18 protein-coding genes are annotated in these 19,961 nt (G+C 59.5%); 4 read left to right on the forward strand and 14 right to left on the reverse strand.

Going from position 1 to position 19,961, the window contains the following annotated elements:
* Positions 1–105: 105 nt before the first annotated feature.
* From PseAD21_RS14815 to galE, 6 genes are all read right to left on the reverse strand, one after another.
* Positions 106–2,184 (reverse strand): YjbH domain-containing protein, encoded by a 2,079-nt coding sequence (locus tag PseAD21_RS14815; protein WP_102356322.1) that lies wholly within the window; start codon positions 2,182–2,184, stop codon positions 106–108.
* Positions 2,181–2,927 (reverse strand): capsule biosynthesis GfcC family protein, encoded by a 747-nt coding sequence (locus tag PseAD21_RS14820; RefSeq protein WP_102356384.1) that lies wholly within the window; start codon positions 2,925–2,927, stop codon positions 2,181–2,183. The genes PseAD21_RS14815 and PseAD21_RS14820 overlap by 4 nt, the downstream gene beginning before the upstream one ends.
* Before the next feature lie 11 nt (positions 2,928–2,938).
* Complete coding sequence (locus tag PseAD21_RS14825; RefSeq protein WP_102356323.1) at positions 2,939–3,604, reverse strand: YjbF family lipoprotein; 666 nt, start codon at positions 3,602–3,604, stop codon at positions 2,939–2,941.
* A gap of 9 nt (positions 3,605–3,613) precedes the next feature.
* Complete coding sequence (locus tag PseAD21_RS14830) at positions 3,614–4,678, reverse strand: polysaccharide biosynthesis/export family protein (RefSeq protein WP_102356324.1); 1,065 nt, start codon at positions 4,676–4,678, stop codon at positions 3,614–3,616.
* Positions 4,679–4,821: 143 nt separating this feature from the next.
* Positions 4,822–5,058 carry a hypothetical protein gene (locus PseAD21_RS14835; RefSeq protein ID WP_102356325.1) on the reverse strand — a complete coding sequence of 79 codons (237 nt, stop codon included), beginning with the start codon at positions 5,056–5,058 and terminating at the stop codon, positions 4,822–4,824.
* Positions 5,059–5,289: 231 nt separating this feature from the next.
* The gene (gene galE, locus PseAD21_RS14840) at positions 5,290–6,306 is read right to left on the reverse strand and encodes a UDP-glucose 4-epimerase GalE (RefSeq protein ID WP_102356326.1); all 1,017 of its coding nucleotides are present in this window, start codon (positions 6,304–6,306) and stop codon (positions 5,290–5,292) included.
* A 389-nt stretch (positions 6,307–6,695) separates the two neighbouring features.
* Between galE and galU the strand changes: the two genes are divergently transcribed.
* Complete coding sequence (gene galU / locus PseAD21_RS14845; protein WP_102356327.1) at positions 6,696–7,529, forward strand: UTP--glucose-1-phosphate uridylyltransferase GalU; 834 nt, start codon at positions 6,696–6,698, stop codon at positions 7,527–7,529.
* 37 nt (positions 7,530–7,566) lie between these two features.
* A complete protein-coding gene (locus tag PseAD21_RS14850; protein ID WP_102356328.1) occupies positions 7,567–7,980 on the forward strand; it encodes a mannose-1-phosphate guanylyltransferase in 414 nt (137 codons plus the stop codon).
* 28 nt (positions 7,981–8,008) lie between these two features.
* Here the strand turns inward: PseAD21_RS14850 and PseAD21_RS14855 are convergent, their stop codons facing one another.
* From PseAD21_RS14855 to PseAD21_RS14890, 8 genes are all read right to left on the reverse strand, one after another.
* On the reverse strand, positions 8,009–9,139 hold the full coding sequence (locus PseAD21_RS14855; protein ID WP_102356329.1) for a GDSL-type esterase/lipase family protein: 1,131 nt from the start codon (positions 9,137–9,139) through the stop codon (positions 8,009–8,011).
* A gap of 86 nt (positions 9,140–9,225) precedes the next feature.
* A complete protein-coding gene (locus PseAD21_RS14860; RefSeq protein WP_102356330.1) occupies positions 9,226–10,269 on the reverse strand; it encodes an acyltransferase family protein in 1,044 nt (347 codons plus the stop codon).
* Between the two features lie 12 nt (positions 10,270–10,281).
* Complete coding sequence (locus PseAD21_RS14865) at positions 10,282–11,385, reverse strand: hypothetical protein (protein ID WP_102356331.1); 1,104 nt, start codon at positions 11,383–11,385, stop codon at positions 10,282–10,284.
* Positions 11,376–12,605 (reverse strand): polysaccharide biosynthesis C-terminal domain-containing protein, encoded by a 1,230-nt coding sequence (locus PseAD21_RS14870; protein WP_102356332.1) that lies wholly within the window; start codon positions 12,603–12,605, stop codon positions 11,376–11,378. The genes PseAD21_RS14865 and PseAD21_RS14870 overlap by 10 nt, the downstream gene beginning before the upstream one ends.
* Positions 12,602–13,714 (reverse strand): polysaccharide pyruvyl transferase family protein, encoded by a 1,113-nt coding sequence (locus tag PseAD21_RS14875; RefSeq protein ID WP_102356333.1) that lies wholly within the window; start codon positions 13,712–13,714, stop codon positions 12,602–12,604. The genes PseAD21_RS14870 and PseAD21_RS14875 overlap by 4 nt, the downstream gene beginning before the upstream one ends.
* Positions 13,715–13,728: 14 nt before the next feature.
* Complete coding sequence (locus tag PseAD21_RS14880; RefSeq protein ID WP_102356334.1) at positions 13,729–14,811, reverse strand: glycosyltransferase; 1,083 nt, start codon at positions 14,809–14,811, stop codon at positions 13,729–13,731.
* A gap of 41 nt (positions 14,812–14,852) precedes the next feature.
* Positions 14,853–17,081 (reverse strand): polysaccharide biosynthesis tyrosine autokinase, encoded by a 2,229-nt coding sequence (locus PseAD21_RS14885; protein WP_102356335.1) that lies wholly within the window; start codon positions 17,079–17,081, stop codon positions 14,853–14,855.
* A 39-nt stretch (positions 17,082–17,120) separates the two neighbouring features.
* A complete protein-coding gene (locus tag PseAD21_RS14890; RefSeq protein ID WP_102356336.1) occupies positions 17,121–17,561 on the reverse strand; it encodes a low molecular weight protein-tyrosine-phosphatase in 441 nt (146 codons plus the stop codon).
* Between the two features lie 289 nt (positions 17,562–17,850).
* Here PseAD21_RS14890 and PseAD21_RS14895 point away from each other — a divergent pair, with 289 nt between their 5' ends.
* Both PseAD21_RS14895 and tal read left to right on the forward strand, forming a co-directional pair.
* Positions 17,851–18,801 (forward strand): glycosyl hydrolase family 5, encoded by a 951-nt coding sequence (locus PseAD21_RS14895; RefSeq protein WP_102356337.1) that lies wholly within the window; start codon positions 17,851–17,853, stop codon positions 18,799–18,801.
* A 207-nt stretch (positions 18,802–19,008) separates the two neighbouring features.
* The gene (tal, locus tag PseAD21_RS14900; protein ID WP_102356338.1) at positions 19,009–19,935 is read left to right on the forward strand and encodes a transaldolase; all 927 of its coding nucleotides are present in this window, start codon (positions 19,009–19,011) and stop codon (positions 19,933–19,935) included.
* Positions 19,936–19,961: the final 26 nt, after the last annotated feature.

Consider the following 19,961-nt stretch of genomic DNA (forward strand, 5'->3'; position numbering starts at 1 on the left):
CGCCTTCGCGAGCAAGCCCGCTCCCACAGGGGATTGGAGTTTGGATCGGCATGGGTGGTTTGCCGCAGGCCCCTGTGTGGGAGCGAGCCTGCAGGCCCCGAGGGTTTACTCGGTAATCTTCGAGAAGTTGCGGTAGAACATGTCGCCCTCGCGGCTATCAGTCATCGAGTGCAGCTGGAAGCTGCGATTGAGCCTTGCGCCGCCGTCACGGGTCAGTGGGGCCCAGACGAGGTTGGCGCGGCGCATGGTCGACATGCTCATCATTTCGTCGAACGGGATCGACAGGTAGATACCCTTGTCGAAACTACCCTCCCCGTACTCCGCACTGCCGGCGGTGGTGATCGTGGCCCAGGCGCCGAAGCGTACGCCGTTGAAAAACTCGCGAGAGATGTCGAGCGTGCCGCCCCAGTCGCCTGCCAGATATCGCCCGACGCTGACCGCGGCCAACGTGTCGTACGGCAGGTCGGTGTAACCGGTGATGTGGCCGGTCCAGACCGAGTAGTCGCGCAGGCCGAAACCCTGGTCGAATTCGCGCTGGCGCACATAGTTCAGGTCCGCCCCCACCGACCAGCGCTCACCGGTCGGACGGAACAGCACCTCGCCGCCGACACCGGCAAACATCGATTCCAGATACCCGCCGTAGACCATGCCATACAGGTCCTTGTCCAACTGCTCGGCATGGCTGACCTGGAACAACGGCATGGTCACTTCCGAGGTGGTCAGGTACTGACGCAAATCGGTGCGCACCCGCGGCAGGCCGCTTGGCGCATCGTAGGTGAACTTGTCGAAGTTGTTCGCCAGGTTGGCACTGAGCAGCCCGCTCCACCAGGTGTTGCGGTTGAAGCGGTACTCGGCGTCCGCGTCGGCACTCAACTGATAGAGCAAGCCATCAGGGCCGCCAACGTTTTGCTTGAAGCCCAGGCCGACGCCATAACTGAAATGCTGCGGCGCTTCGGTGTAGAGAGTTTGCTCGTTGTGCGGCATCGCCGGATTGATCTCGGTGGTGCGGTGCAACGACTCCAGCGGTTCCTCGTTGTTGATCACTTCGCGGAAGGTTTGGCGTGGCACGCTGGTCTCCTCCAGCGGCAGGTCGTAGCGCTTGTTGACCACGGTGAACCAGTTGATGTCGTCGTTCACACTGTTGTCGAGAATCCGGCTCGCACGGCCAACCGCCTTGGACGAATGGAAGTAGCGCTGCTGCTCGCCGTACACGATCAATTCGGAATCGCGCTGGCTGATGCGCTCGACCTTGTACCCGGCATTTTGCTGCAGGCGTTGCGACACATCGGCCCAGTTGACCTGATCGAGCGGCGTGGTCGGCGCCTTCGCCGGCAACGGTTCGGGCGTTGGGTCGTAAGTCTTGGCCGGGGCCTTGCGGCTAACGAAATTGGTGTGAAAAGTCACGCCGAACATCGCCGTGTTGCCCCGCTCCCACGCCGCGCTGACGTCGACCGAATCAGTGACTTTGAACACTGCGCCGAGGTTGATCGGCGAGTCCTGCACGATCACGTTGTCCTTCGGTTCGTGCTTGTAGTCGTTGCCTTCGTATTCGAGTTTCAGGCTGAGCCGATCCCACGGCGTCTGATAGCTCACGCCCCCGAAGAACGAAGGCTTGCCGCGAAAGTACGAACCGGCATTGACATCACCGGTGCCTTCCATCGCCGGTCGGGTCTTGAAGCGATCATCGAGGTAGCCCAGCGGGTTGTCGATGTCACCGCGATTACCGAGATAACCCCAGGCAATGCCGGCGCTGAAATCGAAATTATCAAAGCGCTTGTTGGCGACGAAATATTCGCTGGCGAACAAGCCGGTACCGCCGATGTCCCGGAAGCCCAAAGCGACATCGGGCGCCCAGTGGGTTTCCTGCCAGAGCCGGACTTTGGCGTCGACCGCCTTGTCCTTATAGCTCTGGCTACCGCTCATCGACTCCGGCCCGTACGGGCGGTTAGTGATGGCGGTGTAGCGGAACGAACCTTCGAGCCAGTCCAGCGGCTGTAGCGACACGCTGTAGCGGCTGTAAGGCTCGGTGCGGTTGGCATTGACGCTCAGTTCACCGGCCGGGGCCATGCGCGCGGTCGGCGTCTGCAACAGACCCGTGCCACCGAAATCATTTTGAGTAATGCGCGGCTCGGCATGCACCAGGCCGCACGGCAATAACAACACAGCTGCAACACGTAACTTCAACGAACCACCTCAGCCAGCTGCGTGGCAATCAATTCGGCCAACTGCTGATTCAGTTCAGGAACAGGCGGATCAAGATCATCATTTTTCACCGGCACCAGAATCTTGCTGCCGGCTACGGGGAAGTGCCCGCTCTCGCGATTCCAGTGCGCAATGCCCACACGCCGCACCGCACCATTGGGCTGGATCAGCCACAGATAATCGGCCTCGGCATCGCCCAGCGGTGTGCAGCTTTCCAGGTACTCGCGCGCTTCCAGCAGCGGCTGATAAGGCACGTGACAGGTGTCGGCGACCGCGCCCAGCACTTGCACTTCGTCGACGCGTTTCGGGTAGATCAGGCGATCGCCATCGTCGAGACGAATGTTGCGTGCAAAACCGACTTCCACGGCGACCGGGTCGAGATCCGCGACCTGGCGTCCGGTGACCGGCATCTGTTGCACCTGCTCGGCCAGACGCAACGCCAGCGCTGCGCGGCTCGGTCGATCGAACAGCGAGGCCATGCGCTGCAGCACATCCAGATCAAACAGCACTCCGGCCTTGAGCCGGGCTTGTTCTTCCAGCAACGACTGGCGCAGCAACGCCCCCGCCAGCCAGTAACCTTCGGCATTCGGTTGCGCCACGCTGATCACGTCGAGCAAGCGCCCGCCCGGCGGCAACTCGACCGGCCCCGGATTCGTGACATCGCCGCTGACAGTGACCGCTGCCTGACTGACGCCGCTGGTCAACAGCAGGCACGCCGATAACATCCGCCAGCGCTTCACGGCAGATGCCTGCGATCAGGGGTCAGCTGCACGATGCGCACGCGCAGTTGCGAGGTCAGTTGTTGCTCGCTCTGCACAATGAAACCGTCCACCGGATCGACCCAATAATGGTTGGTCGCCCGCAGGCCGATGGCCGGGACGTCGATCTGCTCATCGACACGCAGCACGGTGTATTCCTTGTCGAGAATGTCCAGGGTTTGCGTGGACCGGCGCACGAAGCGGCTGTTGACGATCAAGCCCACTTCCTGGCCCTTGTAGAGGTCGATCCAGCGCCGGCTGGTGAAGCCATCGGCGACGCGGTGCAGGCCTTGCTTGAATGGTGCGTCGTCGGCCAGCCGCGTACCGTCCAGATCGCCCTCCACACCCAGGCCGATGGTGCGCACGGCGAGGCCGTCACGCAGCAACAACACCTGCTTGCCGGAGGCGACCCAGAACTGCAGGTCTTCACGCTCGCGCACCAGCGCCAGCACCCCGGAGCCGGAGGGCGTGGTCAGTTTGATTTGCGGGTACTTGACCTCGGCCACCTGGGCCGCGGTCACGTCCAGATCATCCGGGCCGAGCAACGCTGACTTGAGGTTGCGCACCGAAGCGGTCATCAACGGGTTACAGCCACACAGCAACAAGACCGCCGTCAGGCAGACGCCAACTTTCAAGGTTTTCACAGTCAGGCCTTATTTGGCGTTGTTGTTGCTGAATTCGCTCCAGTTCTTCGCAGCGGAAGCGCCGGTGCCGACAATCGATGCCGATGGCACCAACTGGCTGATCAGGCGGTTCCAGCGTGTCACGTTGGCAGGCCCGACATACACCACGTCCTGGGGACGTACCTGGAAGTGCGAAGCGAGCGCCATGGCCGTTGGCGATTCGGCTTCCAGCTGATAGATCTTCGCCGGCTCGACATCGAGGTTTTCCACCCCGCGAATGACGTACACCGCATTGCCGTTGGAGGTGGTCTGACTCAGGCCGCCGACCGAACCGAGTACATCGGACAGGTTCATCGTCGCAGTCTTGAAGCTCAGCGCACGGGGCTGATTGACTTCGCCCATGACGTAAATGCGTTTGTTGTCGTTGTACGGCAGATACAACTGATCACCGCCCTTGAGGTAGACGTTCTGCAACTCGGAATCATGCTGATTGAGCGCGTCGAGATTGAGCGGATACACCCGACCATTGCGGGTCAGCAGCAGGCCGGACAAATCGGCATTGTTGGTGTCGATGCCGGCAGAGCCGAGGGCCTCGACCACGCTCAACGGGTTGGTCGAAATCGGCTGCGGACCGGCCTTGGCCACAGCGCCCGAGACCACCACTTTCTGACTGGCGAAACGCAGCACCGCAACATCCACTTGCGGCTCGGCGATGAACGCCGACAGTCGTGTTTCGATGTCCGCGCGCAGTTGCTGGATGGTTTTGCCGGCCGCCTGCACTTCCTTGATGAACGGGTAGTACAGCGTTCCATCGGAGCGCACCAGACGACCATTGGCGTCGATCTGCTGTTGTGCCCCCGATGGCGCGGTCAGCTCCGGGTGATCCCACACCGTGATGTACAGCACGTCGTTGCTGCCGATGTGGTATTCGGCAGGCGTTGCCAGCAGTTCCGCCGGCACCGACTCACGCTTTTGCGTGGCGCGCGTCATCGAGATCAGCTTGGGCGTGATCGGGATCAGCTCGACCCGACTGCTTTCGCTGGCGCCCTGGCGCGTGATGTCACTGGTGCTCAGGTACTGACCGGGGGAAAACATGCAACCTTGCAAAGCGAAACTTGCCAACATCAAGAGAGAAAAACTACGAGTCATAATGGCACTACGCTATTCAAGGCAAATCTAAAAATAAAGTCACCCGACTGGCGTCGGGCGACCCTGTACTGCACTAACAAATGTTCCTGTTAGTTGTGCGTGCCGGTGGTGCCGGTAGTACCGGTGGTGCCAGTGGTACCGCCGTTGGCACTTCCGCCGCTGTTGGACGCTGCGACTGCACTGGCAACCATTGCCGTACTGGCAGCAGGCGCTGTAGAAGCCGCGACACTGCCAGATACATTGGTTACCGCAGTAAGCGGCGCTTCAGCGGCGGACGCCCAGTTGGTCAACATCGTCAACAGGGCAATCGCCATCACTTTTTTCATATCAACTCCTTTCTAACAGTCGGCCTGTTAAAAACCGGCCTGTGTTAGAGGTGGTAGCGTTCAAGTCCGCGAAAAGCGCGAACAAGATCCGTCGTTCTTTCACAGTCTTACGCAACTGATAAAAGTCGAACGGCAGGTTTATATCTACGGACTTGCAAAAGGCATTTCCAGCGTATTTTCCCGACGATATCTAACAGCTGACCGAAACTAACGTTCAGTATTAGAACGACATCATTCGAGATAACCGCGCGGATGGTTCGATTGCCAGCGCCAGGTATCGGTGACCATGTCCTGCAAATTGCGCGTGGCTTTCCAGCCGAGCTCTTTGGCCGCTTTCGAGGCGTCGGCCCAGCTCTCGGCAATATCCCCGCTGCGACGCGGCATGACCCGGTATGGCACCGGTCTCCCGCTGGCCTGTTCGAAGGCATGCAGCACTTGCATCACGCTGTAACCGTCGCCGGTCCCGAGGTTCCAGGTGTGAATGCCCGGGCGTCCGGCAATCGACTGCAACGCCTTCAGGTGGCCGTCGGCGAGGTCGACGACATGGATGTAATCGCGCACGCCGGTGCCGTCGATCGTCGGGTAATCGTCGCCGAAGATCGACAACTCCTGCAGGCTGCCGACCGCCACCTGGCTGATATAAGGCAGCAGGTTGTTGGGAATGCCGCTGGGGTCTTCGCCCATGTGCCCGCTGTGGTGGGCGCCGATCGGGTTGAAGTAGCGCAGCAAGGCGATACTCCAGCGCGGCTCGGCCTGACTCAGGTCGCGCAGCACGTTCTCGACGATCAGCTTGGATTGGCCGTAAGGGTTGGTTGGGGTGCCGGTGGGGAAATCCTCGCGGATCGGCATCTGCTCGGGCTCGCCATACACCGTGGCCGACGAGCTGAACACCAGGCGGAACACCCCTGCCGCGGCCATCGCCTGGCACAGCGTAACGCTGCCACCGACGTTGTTCTCGTAGTACTCCAGCGGCTTGCGCACGCTCTCGCCGACGGCCTTGAGCCCGGCGAAATGCAGGACGGCGTCGATGGGGTGTTCGCGAAAAATCCGGTCCAGCAACGCCCGGTCGCAGACATCGCCACGAATCATCAACGCACTTTTGCCGCAAATACCTTCCACCGCGTGCAGTGCCGCATCGCTGCTGTTGCAAAGATTATCCAGTACAACAACTTCATAACCTGCTTCAAGCAGCGCAAGTGTGGTGTGCGAGCCGATATAGCCGGCACCACCCGTTACCAGAATCTTCATAGCGCGGTCCGTCATTGGATAAGTGACAAGTAGCGTGTCAAGTCCCTTTTATTGATTCTGTGGCGCACCGCACAATCAGGGACGACAACAACCTCAAACAAAATCAGTTCAACCACTGGCAATAAATATTTTTGCAGGTCAAACTGTATTGCCCGGTACTTATTAGCACCCCAAGTACACTCGTCACTATCAACAGATACCGACTAAAAATAACTAACAAGACTATCACCGACATCTCATAACATTGTCATGTTTTACCGCGCCTGCTAATTGCCATTAACTACCCGATTCAGGTATTAAAGCAGTCTTTCAATATTCATTGAAACTTGCACACCTTCGTTAGTGCGCGCACCCGTTGGCTGTGCTCCATGACTGTTCAGGATACTTTTATGATTCGTAAATGTTTGTTCCCCGCCGCCGGTTACGGCACGCGTTTCTTGCCGGCCACCAAAGCCATGCCCAAAGAAATGCTGCCGATCGTCAACAAGCCGTTGATCGAATACGCCGTCGAAGAAGCACGGGACGCCGGCCTGCAACACATGGCCATCGTCACCGGTCGGGGCAAGCGTGCGCTGGAAGACCACTTCGACATCAGCTACGAACTCGAACACCAGATCCGTGGTACCGAGAAAGAGAAATTTCTCGCCGGCACCCGCGAGCTGATCGACACCTGCACCTTCTCCTACACCCGTCAGGTGGAAATGAAGGGGCTGGGCCACGCGATTCTCAGCGGCCGTCCGCTGATCGGCGACGAACCCTTCGCCGTGGTGCTGGCCGATGACCTGTGCCTGAACCTGGAAGGTGACGGCGTGCTCACGCAGATGATCCAGCTGTACAAGAAATTCCGCTGCTCGATCGTCGCCATCCAGGAAGTCCCGGCCGACCAGACCCACAAGTACGGAGTCATCGCCGGCGAGCTGATTTCCGACGGCATCTACCGGGTCAACCACATGGTGGAAAAACCGGCGCCGCAAGACGCCCCATCGAACCTGGCAATCATCGGGCGCTACATCCTGACCCCGGACATCTTCGACCTGATCGCCGACACTGAACCTGGCAAGGGTGGGGAGATCCAGATCACCGACGCACTGATGAAACAGGCGCAAAACGGTTGCGTGCTGGCCTACAAGTTCAAGGGCCTGCGCTTCGACTGCGGCGACGCCGAGGGTTACTTGCAGGCGACCAATTTCTGCTACGACAACGTGTACCTCAAGGGCCGCTGAGACGGTTCCCCGCCCACTTCTCTTTCAGGAGACCAGCATGAACATGGCACAACATTCAGCGGACATTGAGCGGGAGGTGGGCAACCTCGGGGTGGTGAACTGGCTGTCACGCCATCAGCCGTTGCCCAGCGCCAACGAGTCCTGGCTGGGGAGCATTCTGCTGGTGGAGCGTATCGGCATGTTCCCCGCGTCCGGCGACATTCGGCGGACGCTGGCGGATCCCTATCCCCTGCTCGCTCACCTGAAAAAAAGCTATGCCGAGCAGGCGCTGGAAATGGACGACCGTGACGGCCTGAAAGTGATCTTCAGCGACTGGCGCTTCCGCGTGCGCCTGTGCTGCAACGAACCGGCGATCATCATCAATGTCGAGACTCGTTGTGCCACGCAACTGATGCCGCAGAAGCTCGCGGAGTTGCTGAGTCAAGTCGACGCTTTTCAGCAGGACACCTGATCGACCTCACGCAGAGCGTGGGGAACGATCATCGTGGCGACACGTCGCAACGATCCTTGGTGCCGGTGATCCAGCCATAGAAATAATCGGCAATCACCTTCCCGCCCGTGGCCGGCTGCGGATGAATCTTGTCCGGGCCGATCATCGCGGCAGCATACCGTTTGACGTCAGGCCCAAAGGCGCATTGCAGATTGGCGAAACCCAGATGCTGCTCATGCGCCCACGGCTGCAAGACCTGTGCGTACGCTGACATCGGATAGGCGCTGGAGCGCGTGGTGTCCTGACGCATGATCAGGTTGATGCTCGCCGCCGGTTGAATCTCGCGGATCATCGCCACCAGACCCTGAACGTTCTGCAGATACTGTTCGGGTTTGACGCCGAAGCCCTGGTCGTTGCCGCCGAGCATGATCAGGTAAATGTCGGCGGGGATCGTCGACACGGCGGCTTTCCACTGCGCCTGCCATTGCGGATCCTGGTGATAGAAGTCCGCCGATGCCGCGCCCGATGCCGCCAGTTTTGATACGCGCACGCCGTTTTGATCGTTGCTCATCCACAGGCCAAACAACGTCGGCGCGCCCTTCACGACTTCCAGTTTGAACGACCAGTCTGCCGCTGACGAGAGACCTGCAAGCGGCACTTGCTGAACGCCCGAGCCTTCAAGTTTCAGCGGTTTCCAGTCTTCCGAGGGCGTCCAGCGGTAGCGCAGCTCTGCGGACTCGCCGTTGCCCAGGTAGAGCAATTTCGCTTGGGTGACGACGGTGTTGATCGTCGGTGTCGGACGGGCGTCGATCTGAAGCCAGGCACCGGGTTTGCCGGTGACCGTGCGGCTGTCGGGGCTGGCCTGACCGAGGCCGGACACCTGCCAGCCACCGCCGAAGTACTTCTCACTGCTGCGGGTGTATTTGAAATGCGTGCCGCCCAGCGCCGCGCCATGGTTGAAGCCGACATGACCGGGACCGGCAAAACCGACCTCCCCAGCCACGCGCTGCACCAGTTTGTTCAGGTAGAAATCCTGCCCGGCGCTGTAGCTGTCGCCGATCACCGAGACCGACAGAACCCTCCCGGCCTTGCCTTCGCGCCACTGTGCAAAACGTTCGCGGGCATCGCCCACCTCAACCACCGACGCCGCAACGGGTTGAGCGTCATCCACTGCCAACATGTTTTATTTCCTTCAATCTGGAATCAGAGGACTGGATTTGTGGCAATCACCCGATCCTTGTGGGAGCAGGCTTGCTCGCGAAGCTTTCAGCTATGGGTCTGCACCACCGGAGCAATGCTCGTCGCCGGTTTTTTCTTCGCCGCACGCTCTCCCAGAAACAGCACCGAAGTAACATTGAAGCGACTGAAAATCATCGACAGCACCACCGGCCCCAACAGGCCAGACAGCAGTCCGCCGAGCACCAGAATGCTTTCGTCTTTCACACCCAACCGCCCCATGACAAATCGCGAAGTCGCCGCGAACAGCACATGGAACAGAAAGATCGCGTAAGAGTACCCGCCCAGCCAGGTCAACCACTTCGAGCGCATGTCACTCGACAGCAAAGCGATGCAGGACACACACCCCACGGTCAACCCGATCAGGCTGCGGCGATCGACAATCAACTCGCGATCAATCGCCGCCACGTACAGCAGCGTCAACGAAATCAACACAAATACCAGCGGCCCGATCACCTTGAACCACTGCTTCAACGCCTCGACATTTTCCTGCCCGATCATCCCGGCCACGAAAAACGGCAGCAGGTAAATCGCGCCATTGATGCCGAACGCATCGAGCTTGAACGGCGGCAGCAGAAACACCGCCGCCGCGAACGCGAACAGCACATACAAGCGCGTCATCGAGCGCAGCATCCCGCGCCATTCCAGCAGACCGACGAACATGAAAATGATGAACACCGCCTGCAAGAACCAGAAGTGGTTGACCGGCACCCAGAACGACAACAGCGCATCGATCACCCCGACATCCTTGTTCACGCCCGGCCCCACCGCCTGCAACACCGAGAACGGCACGCCGACGCAAAACAGCGGCACGATCAGCCGCCGCACCTTGCCACTGAAAAACGCGGAAAAGTCATTGCCGCGAATTTTGTAGATCGAATAGATGTAGCCGGAAATGAAGGTGAACAGCGGCATGCGCACGTACACCATGGAGTCGGCGATGACCCGGAACGGCGAGCCGATATCGATTTTCAGCCCTCCGCCCAACGGGCCGATGACGTGATAGAGCACCAGCAGCAGGCACGCCAGGCCGCGCAGGGTTTCGATCTCCAGGGACTTTTTCTTGCTCGACATACAGCACCTGCCTCAATTCAGAACTCTTGATTCAACCCGCACCGGTTTGTTCGCGCGCAACATCAGGCCCAGCCCGACAAACAGCACCGGCACCACCATGGAAAAGTGCCGGGCGAAGGAGCCGAAGTCCGGCTCGAACAAACCTTGAACCAGCAGAAACGCCAGCGGAATCGCGATCAGTTCCTTGGGTTTGGTCTCGATCGGCGCGCCTTTGTAATCGGTGGAGGTGATGACTTTGAACAGCAGCAGCGCGGTCATGATCATCAGCGCAACAAAGATCACCTGACCGGGCCCCGACAACAGAATCAGCTCCACCGGAAACGACAACCGGAAGAAGATGATCATCGAGTCCAGTGCCTGCGAGACGAAATCACTGCCGGTGAGCCACGAGACAATCAGCGATTTCGAGCCCTCCTCGCCCGCCGTGCGCAACTCGTTGTTGCTGGCGCGGATCGACGACACCGGAAACCCCAGCGCCAACTGAATCGCCATGGCCACCGCCAGGTAAAACAGGAACAGCATCAGGAAGAAGGTGAAGCGCGACACGTACTTTTTCATCATGCAAACGCCGACCCAGGACAGCGAAAACAGAATCCAGTAAGGCCGGATCAGCACGCCGTAGATCACCGCCGAGAGGAAAAAACCGCCGCGATATTTACGCGACAGCGAGCTGAACAAAATGCTCAACACCGCCACCGACACAATGATTTCCTTGGTCAGGTTTTCCAGAAAGAACGAACGCACCACGCCCCACAGGCACAGGGTGCCGAAGATCGCCAGCGGCATGCGCCGGAACACCACCACCGGAATCGCCGTGAGGAAGAAATTGCAGAACATCCCGTAGGCCCAGGCGTTGGTCAGGTTGATCCCGGTGGGCCGCAGCAGGAACGCCGAACACTCGTAGGAAGAGCGGTCCGGCGAGAACGGGTTCCAGAAATTACAGTTGTCGGCGCGCGCGTAGGACGACCACAACGTCATCGCATCCGGGCCCGGATCACGCGGGATCAACAGCGGCATCGCCACTGACAGAAACAACCCGGTGAACAGAATCAGGAACGACAGCGAGGAATCGAGTCTGCGTCCGCGAAACTCGATGCACGGCAACTTCAACCCCATGCCAGCGCCCCTTTTGCGCGGGTCGCCCGGGTCAACAGAGCGATCACGCCGAGCTGCACGACGATCGCGAAGACATTGCCCCACGCCGCGCCATAAATCGAATAGTGCTTGATCAGCAGATAGCTGACCGGCACCGACACCAGCAGGCAGATCGCCGCGCTGGCGAATGACACTCGACTGTTTTTCGAAGCGATCAGACCGCCCCAGACAATGTCGCCGATGGCCCGCAGGGCAAAGGAAAAGATCAGCACGCCGAGGATCGCGTTGTCCGGACGCGGCACGCTGGTGGCGACGTAATCGAGCACCACGTTGAAGAACAGATAAATCAACACCGCCACCGCCGCCGACACCACTAGCGAACGCATCACCCATTTGTTGACGAACAACTGCTTGACCGTGAAAGCCTGTTGATCAGCCTGAAAACGCTTGGCCAGCACTGGAATGCCGACCACCGCCACCACCGCGTAAGACAACGCCTGCAAGGTGTTCGCCGCCGACCACGCGTACACGTATTTACCGAGGCTGGCGTAGGGCTCGAGGTCGGCGATCAGAAAGCGCTCGGCGTACTGACTCAACGCGATCAACCCGGTGCCGAAATAGAACGGTAGCCCGGCCTTCCACACGGTCGCCGTCGTCAGTGTCTCGCTGACCCGGCCCTTGTGCACATTCACCACGATCAGGTAACCGGCGATGATCACCAATACGTTCGCGGCCACCCACAGCCACAGCACACTGGCGATGCCCGACACCCAGTCGAGCATCATCCCGCCCACCGCCAGCAGTGCCCAGAGGCCGGTCTTGATGAAAAACAGCAACGCGCCCGCCGTGGCTTTCTGCGCGGAAAACACGAACGAGTTGATCTCGAACGACAGGTGTTCGGTGAGCAGCACCAGCGTCACGCAGAGGATCAGCGCAGTGCTCGCCTCAACCTGCTGGAACAACGAGTAAACCCCCACCGTCAGCAGCGACAGCAGCAGCCCCACCGCCAGGTACAGCAGCAGGACTTTGTCGACCCCCCGCCGCGAGCTGCCGCCGACACTGATCAGCCGATTGATCTCGGAACTGAAACCGACGCTGTAGAACTTCGAAGCGATCAGCGAAGCCGCAACCACCACCCCGTAAAACCCCAGCGCTTCGTAGCCCAGGTAATGGGTGATGGCCAACACCAGCAAAAACTTCGCGCCCAAGGCTCCACCGCGAAGCAGCAGGCGAAATATCATCGAACGATCCCTTTGATGATCTCGTCCATGGCCACGGTCTTTGCCTCGATCTCGCGGCAGGTATCGGTCAGCCGCTTGCCGAAATTCGCCAGTGCGTTCGGCGCGTAAACGGTGTCGATGATGGTGTCGACATTGATGTCGCCGCCGTTGATCACCCAGTCTTCCACGCCCATGTCCTGATAGGCGCCAAAGCCTTTGCGCTCATAACTGATGTGGTACGCCGGAACACCGGACAGCAGCGATTCGATGGCGCCGTGCAGACGCACCGAGATCACCAGGTCGGGCTGATATTTGGCAATCGTGGCCTTCAAAGGCAGCAGGTCTTCGGTAATGCCCAGCTCGCGATAGAACGCACCGTCATCGTTGCCGCGAACAGCGCTCTGTACCGCGCAGACCACTTTGCTTTTGTTCTTCAGGCGCTGCAGCAGCAACTTAAGGTTGGCAACGTAAGCGACCTTTTTTTCCTTGCTCCACTCTGGCGGCTTGCGCAGTACCACGCAGACAGTGGCCGGCGAGGCGGCGCAGCGGGTGAACTTGGGTTGCTGGAGGATCTTGCTGGCCAGTGACTGCACCGCCAGGTCCGGCGCGCGGTAGACGTTTTCGCAGGCATCGAACATTGCCGAGGAACGGTTATCGCGCACGAACACCGCGTCGGCGCTGGCGTAGTGCTCGACGATCTTGCGGCTCTCGCCATGGAACGGGCCGATGCTTTGCGGCAGGTACACCGACGGCACCTTGCTGAGGATCGCCGTTTCCAGTTGCTTGGCGTGGCCGAGTTTCAGCTTGATATGTTCGAAGGCGCTTTTGGAGCGCATGTAGCCGCCACCCACGCCAACGATCAGATCGGTTTTGCGCAACAGATCCGCCAGACCGGCATACGACTGATTGAGGAACACTGCCTGTTTGACCCGTCCCAGGCCCTTGGCCGCCATCACCGGTGCGTTGAAACGCGGGTGCGGCAAGTAGGCGAAAGACTGCGGATCGGACGCCACGACATTGATCGCGGTGTCTTCGCCAAAGTTGCGCTGCACCAACGCGATGGCCAGATCGACGAGCAGGCCGTCACCGGAGTTGGAGGCACTGTAGCCATGCAAAATCGTTACGTTCATAAGCTGAGTTCTACTTAATAAGTGGGAGCGCAATACACGTCGTAGGTCTGGCGGATCATCAGCGCGGCGCTGAAGCGTTCGCGCACGATGTTCCGGCCTTCGCTGCCGAGGTCGAGCAACCGTGGCTTCTGGATTCGCGCCAGCACATCGGCCAGCGCCTGGTGGTCACCGGTGGGGAAGACATAGCCGGACACCTCATGGGTGACCAGTTCGGGCAGCGACGTGCAATTGCTGGCGATCACCGGCAAACCCATGGCCATGCCTTCGAGCGGCACCATGGCAAAACCTTCCCAGCGACTCGGGACGATGAGCGCATCGGCCTGTTGATACAGCGCCTGCACCTCGGCCGGAGTGACCCACGGCAGGTACTCGACGGCGTCCATTTCCGGGCACTCGACCGTGTCCTCGTTGACCGCACTGCCGACCACCGTCAGTTTCAGATCGCTGCGCTGCACCTTGGCGAAGGCCTTGAGCAACACGTCGAAGCCTTTCTGATAGTCGAGACGGCCGACGAACAGCAGATGAATCGGCTCGGGACTATCGACCTTCGGCGCCTCGTCACGCTGATGGATGCCGTTGTAGATCAGCTTCATGCGCGAGCGCTGAATGCCAAACCGCGCGGCCTTGTCCATCTCGTAACGGCTGACGCAGATGATCACGTCGGTGACCCGCTGCAGGACCCGCTCGATCCACGCATAGATCCTTTGCTTGGTCGGCGAGCTTTCCATCAGGAACGAAAACGCATGCGGACAATAGACGATTTTCGGTTTGCGCCACGGCCGCAGGAGCACGCAGACAACACGGCCGATCACCCCGGAAAAGGTGCTGTGCAAATGCACCACATCGGGTTTTTCCTTGAGCATCACCCGGGTCAGTTGCCAGGCAAAACGCAGCAGTGAGCGCACATCGCGGCCGCTGCGTTCGAACGTGCGAATCTGCTGCTCATCGATGCCGTGCAGCTCTTTTTTCTGATCGAGCGGCACCAGATAGACCAGCTCATAGTTCAAGTCCTGGCCCTCGGGGGAAGCCGAGATGGTGCGGATAACGGTGGCGACCCCACCTTTTATCGTTTCAGCCACGTGCAGTATTTTTTTCACAACCCACCCACTTCCTTGCCTGTAAGGACAATCACTGACACTCAGGATTTGTCGGACGCGTATTCGTAGTTGTAATAACCGTAGTTGCCGTTGCCGTAGTAACTGGCTGCGCGCTTCTCGACGCCGTTGAACACCGCGCCCTTGAGCTCGATGCCGTTCTGGGCGAAGCGGCGGATGGTTATTTCAATCTCTTTGGCCGGGTTCACCGCAAACCGGGTGACGATCAGGCTGATGCCCGCCTCACGCCCGACAATCGCCGCGTCGGTCACCGCCAGCAGTGGCGGCGTGTCGATGATCACCACGTCGTAGCGCTCGCTGAGTTCAGCCAGCAAGTCGCGGAAGTTGGCGTGCATCAACAGCTCGGAAGGATTCGGTGGAACCTGCCCACGGCTGATGAAGTGCAGGTTGTCGATTTCCACCGTGTTGACCGCCTGCTCGATGCTGCAACGCTTGGCCAGCAGGTCCGACAAGCCATTGGCGATCGGTACGTTGAGCGACTTGTGCAGGTGGCCCTTGCGCATGTCGGCGTCGATCAGCAACACGCGCTGACCGCTTTGCGCCATGACCGCCGCGAGGTTGGACGAAACGAACGTCTTGCCGACCTGCGGGCTCGGGCCGGAGATCATGATCCGGTTGTTGGTCGAGTCCAGTGCCGCGAAATGCAGACTGGTGCGCAGGCTGCGGATCGACTCGATGGACAGGTCGGTCGGATTGCGCAGGGCCAGCAGATAGGCCGGCGTCTCTGCGGTGCTTTTGACCCGGCCCTTTTTAGTGTCCTCTTCGCGTTGCAATGCGCTGTAGGGAATCGAGGCGTACACCGGCAGGCCGAGCTGTTCGATGGCTTCCGGGCCTTCCAGGCCTTTGCTCAGGGACTTGCGCAGCAGCACCAGCGCCACGCCGACAAACGCGCCGAGGAACGTTGCAATCAGCACGATCAGGGCTTTTTTCGGTTTGACCGGGCTGGTCAGGTCGACATCCGCCGCGTCGATCAAACGCACGTTACCCACCGCACCGGCACGGACGATGTCCAGTTCCTGGGACTTGTTCAGCAACTGCGTGTAGATCTGCGAAGCCACTTCCACATCACGGGTCAGGTTCAGCAGTTCCTGCTGCGTGGCCGGCAGATCGCCAACCTTGCCTTCCAGCGACTTCTGCTGCTGGGTCAGTTCGCCGATCTGCGACATCAAGGCGCGGTACGCCGGATGCTGCTTGGTGAACTTGCGATCCATCTCGGCCTGCTGCATTTTCAGCTCGGAAATCCGCGTTTCGAGCGCGACCGACTGGCCGAGCACCGACTGGGTTTCCAGAGAAATATTCACGGTCTTGCCGTGAGTCTGGTAGGCGTTGAGCGCATCGCTGGCCTTGGCCAGATCGCGCTTGACCTGCGGCAACTGGCTTTGCAGGAACGCCAGGCTCTGCGCCGCTTCCGCCGAGGTGCGGCGCACGTTCTGGTCGACATACAGCGCAGCAATCTTGTTGAGGATCTTCACCGCCTCGGCGGCATCGGCGCTGGCCAGCGCCAGACGGATAATCCCCGACTCTTTACCCTGCTCGGAAATATCCAGCGCATCCTGGTAACCCTGAATGGTCACGATCCGTGGATTGCGCACCACTTCGAAGCGAGTGCCAGGATTGGCTTGCAGGCGCTCGATCAAACCCTCAACGCCGTCCTGTGCGAAGGCTTCGCCCGCAACGCCCTCGACCAACAGGTTGCCGTTGTCATCGAGCAACTGAAAGTGCTGCTGTTCGCCCGTCACCAGAGTGAGCTTCTTGCCCAACAGTTCCTTGGGCAGATTGAGCCGGGCGAATTCCAGACGCTCACCGCCCCAGGCGTAGCTGTTGAAGCCGAAACGCGGCGGCGCCACGCTGAACTCGGTTTCGCCGCGATAACGCCGCGCAAGAAAACCGCCGATCACCGGGAACGTGTTGGGGGTAACGTCGATGTCCAGGCGCAGGTCGTCGACGGTTTTGCCGATCACTGCGCGGGACTTGATGATGCCGATTTCGGTCACCGACGGCGATTGCCCGCCGAGCATGCTGCTGAGGTCGGAAAACCCGAGCATGTCGTTCTTTTTCGGTTCGACCTGCACCAGCGCGTTCGCCAGGTACACCGGCGTCGCCAATACCGCATAGGCAACGCCGGCGGCCATGAAGGCACCGGTGAATGCACCAATCAGCCATTTCTGGTCGATCAAACTGCCAAATATGCCGAGAAGATCAATACTGTCCTGATCGTTATCACGGTTGGCGATTACTGACGGTAACTGCATAAGTCTGTTCTTACCATTCACTGATCTGAAGAATATTCATCAATGTCCGAGGCGCTGCGCCCACGAGCTAACAGCATCTTCAATCAATGCATGGGCATGAATAAAAGCGGCCTTACCTTGACGATACGGATCCTGTATTTCGCGTTCGCTCTGCCACTTGCCAAGGAGGAACACTTTGCCTCTGGCGTGCGAGGCAATCTTGAGCACCTGATTCATGTGTTGTTTTTCCATGACCAGAATCAGGTCCGATTGATTGACGATATCGGCGGTCAATTGCCGGGCGGTGAAACCCTCGGCGCTGTGACCGCGGTCTTCGAGGACCTGGCGCGCCGACGCTTCCATGCCTTCGCCAACCCGCGCCGCGAGGCCTGCGGAGGTTACCGAGATAGTTGAGGAGGTCAGCGCGTTACGCAGCAGAAGTTCTGCTGTCGGACTTCGGCAAATATTGCCAACGCACACGACAAGGATATTTCTGAACAAGGTTTACTTTCCTGTGTAATATCATTCTGCCAACATCTAGTGCGATTCTTAGTGAACCCACTAGATCATCCTGCACTCAGAAATAGATTCGCCCTGTTAGTACCAGCGTATTAAGTACCACAGCACCAAAAGTCGCCCAAACGGAATTACCGGACTAAAAATAACTGTGATTTTCAGGCCTTGGTTTCCTGACAAAAAATAACATTTGCGCACTTAGTGGCATTGTTAGTTTCGAATCGGTTATCACGAGATACTTTTCGCCGTTGTCACTTCTCACCGGAGAACCGACATGAAATCAGCACCTTTCAAACGACTGGGCACCCTGACGCTGTTGCTGCTGGCGGCAACCGGCCAGAGTCACGCCAATGAACTGTTCCCGGCACTGCCCGCCAATAAAACCATCGGTGTTCAGGTCAAGGTCCAGACCTTCTCCGCCGCCGACGCCCAGCAGGTCAAAAGCACCGGCTTCAGTTTCGTGCGCTTTGGTGTCTGGACCGACAGCCTGAATAGCCCGGCCTACCAGAAGCAGATCAGCGATGCGTTCGCCGTGGCCCGCACCGCAGGCCTGCCAGTATTGATGACCCTGCGTGCGACCAAGCCATTACCGACCAATGATCTGGCAAACGCTGGCGTCGCGTACGCCAACGCGCTGACCAGCCTGGCAACGACCTACAGCACGCAACTGGTCGCGATCGAGCTGTGGAATGAGCCGGACCTGGACACCTACTGGCCGACCGGCAATTTCGACACGACGTTCGTGCCGTTCATGAGCGCAGCGTGCAAGACGCTGCAGGGCAAACCTCAGACGCCCCCAGTGATCGGCTTTGGCTTCGCCCGGCCGCCGACGGCCGGCTCGGCATCCACGGTGGCGCTCAACCGAATCGTCAGCCAATACCCCAAATGCCTCAGCGCGATCTCCTATCATCCGTACGGCATGACGGGCACGCAGATCAGCAATGCCCAGGCGTTTATCCAGCAGAACTTCCATCTGCCTGGGGTCATCAGCGAATGGGGCATCTCGGCGCTCAGTTCCAACGGCGGGACAGAGGGTCAGGCCAGTAAAATCAGTGCGTTCGTCGCCGATATCAAAACCCGCAACATTGCGCTGACCTCGATCTACGAATGGAAAAACAGCGACACGGGCAGCAACGACCGCGAGAAGAATTTCGGCCTGCTGACTTCCGACGGCCAGCCGAAACCGGCGGAAACCGCAGTCAAAACCCAATTGAGCCAGCAATAACTCTCATCGATGCGCTCAGGGGGCGCTGGCCGTCAGTTGCTTTGAACCTGCGGCCGATTTTGGCATCGTATTCATCGATACCGCGCCCCACCTTTCAAACAGCCGTACTCAGGTTGTTGCCACCGGGGTACCCGTTACGCCTTGATGCCCTTGAGTGGCTGTCAGCGCTCGGGTAATGTCGTCAAACCCACAGGACAGAGCACACCCATGACTTCCAAGCTGGAACAACTCAAACAGATGACCACCGTGGTTGCCGACACCGGCGACTTCGAAGCGATCGCCCGGGTCAAGCCGGTCGACGCCACTACCAACCCTTCCCTGCTGCTCAAAGCCGCAGCCATTCCGGCCTACGCCGAGCTGCTGAACGCGTGCGTCAGCGACTGCAAGGGCGACGTGGGCCTGGCCAGCGACCGTTTTGGCGTCGCCGTGGGCCAGGAAATCCTCAAAGTGATCCCGGGCCGTATTTCCACCGAAGTGGATGCGCGCCTGTCGTTCGACCAGGACGCCGTGCTCAAGCGTGCGCATCGCCTGATTGAGCTCTACGACAAGGCCGGCATCGGCCGTGACCGTGTGCTGATCAAGATCGCTTCGACCTGGGAAGGCATCCGCGCTGCCGAAATCCTCGAGAAAGAAGGTATCCAGACCAACCTGACCCTGCTGTTCTCCTTCGCGCAGGCTGCTGCTTGCGCCGACGCCGGGGTGTTCCTGATCTCGCCGTTCGTGGGCCGCATCTACGACTGGTACAAGAAGGCCAACGGCAACGACTACACCGGCGCCGATGATCCAGGCGTACAGTCAGTCACGCGCATCTACAACTATTACAAGGCCAATGACTACAAGACCGTGGTCATGGGCGCCAGCTTCCGCAATCTGAACCAGATCGAGCAACTGGCCGGTTGCGACCGCCTGACCATCAGCCCGGACCTGATCGACAAGCTGGCAGCAGACACCGGCAAACTGGAGCGCAAACTCGCTCCGGGCCACACCGGCGAAGCGCGCCTGAGCCTGAACGAAGCGCAGTTCCGCTGGTTATCCAACGAAGACGCGATGGCCACCGAGAAACTGGCTGAGGGCATTCGTCAGTTTGCCCGTGACCAGGAGAAGCTTGAGGCGCTGTTGCAGGCCAAGCTGTGATCTGAGCGGTTGAAATGCAAAAAGGG

Source organism: Pseudomonas sp. AD21 (assembly GCF_002878485.1).
GTDB lineage: Bacteria > Pseudomonadota > Gammaproteobacteria > Pseudomonadales > Pseudomonadaceae > Aquipseudomonas.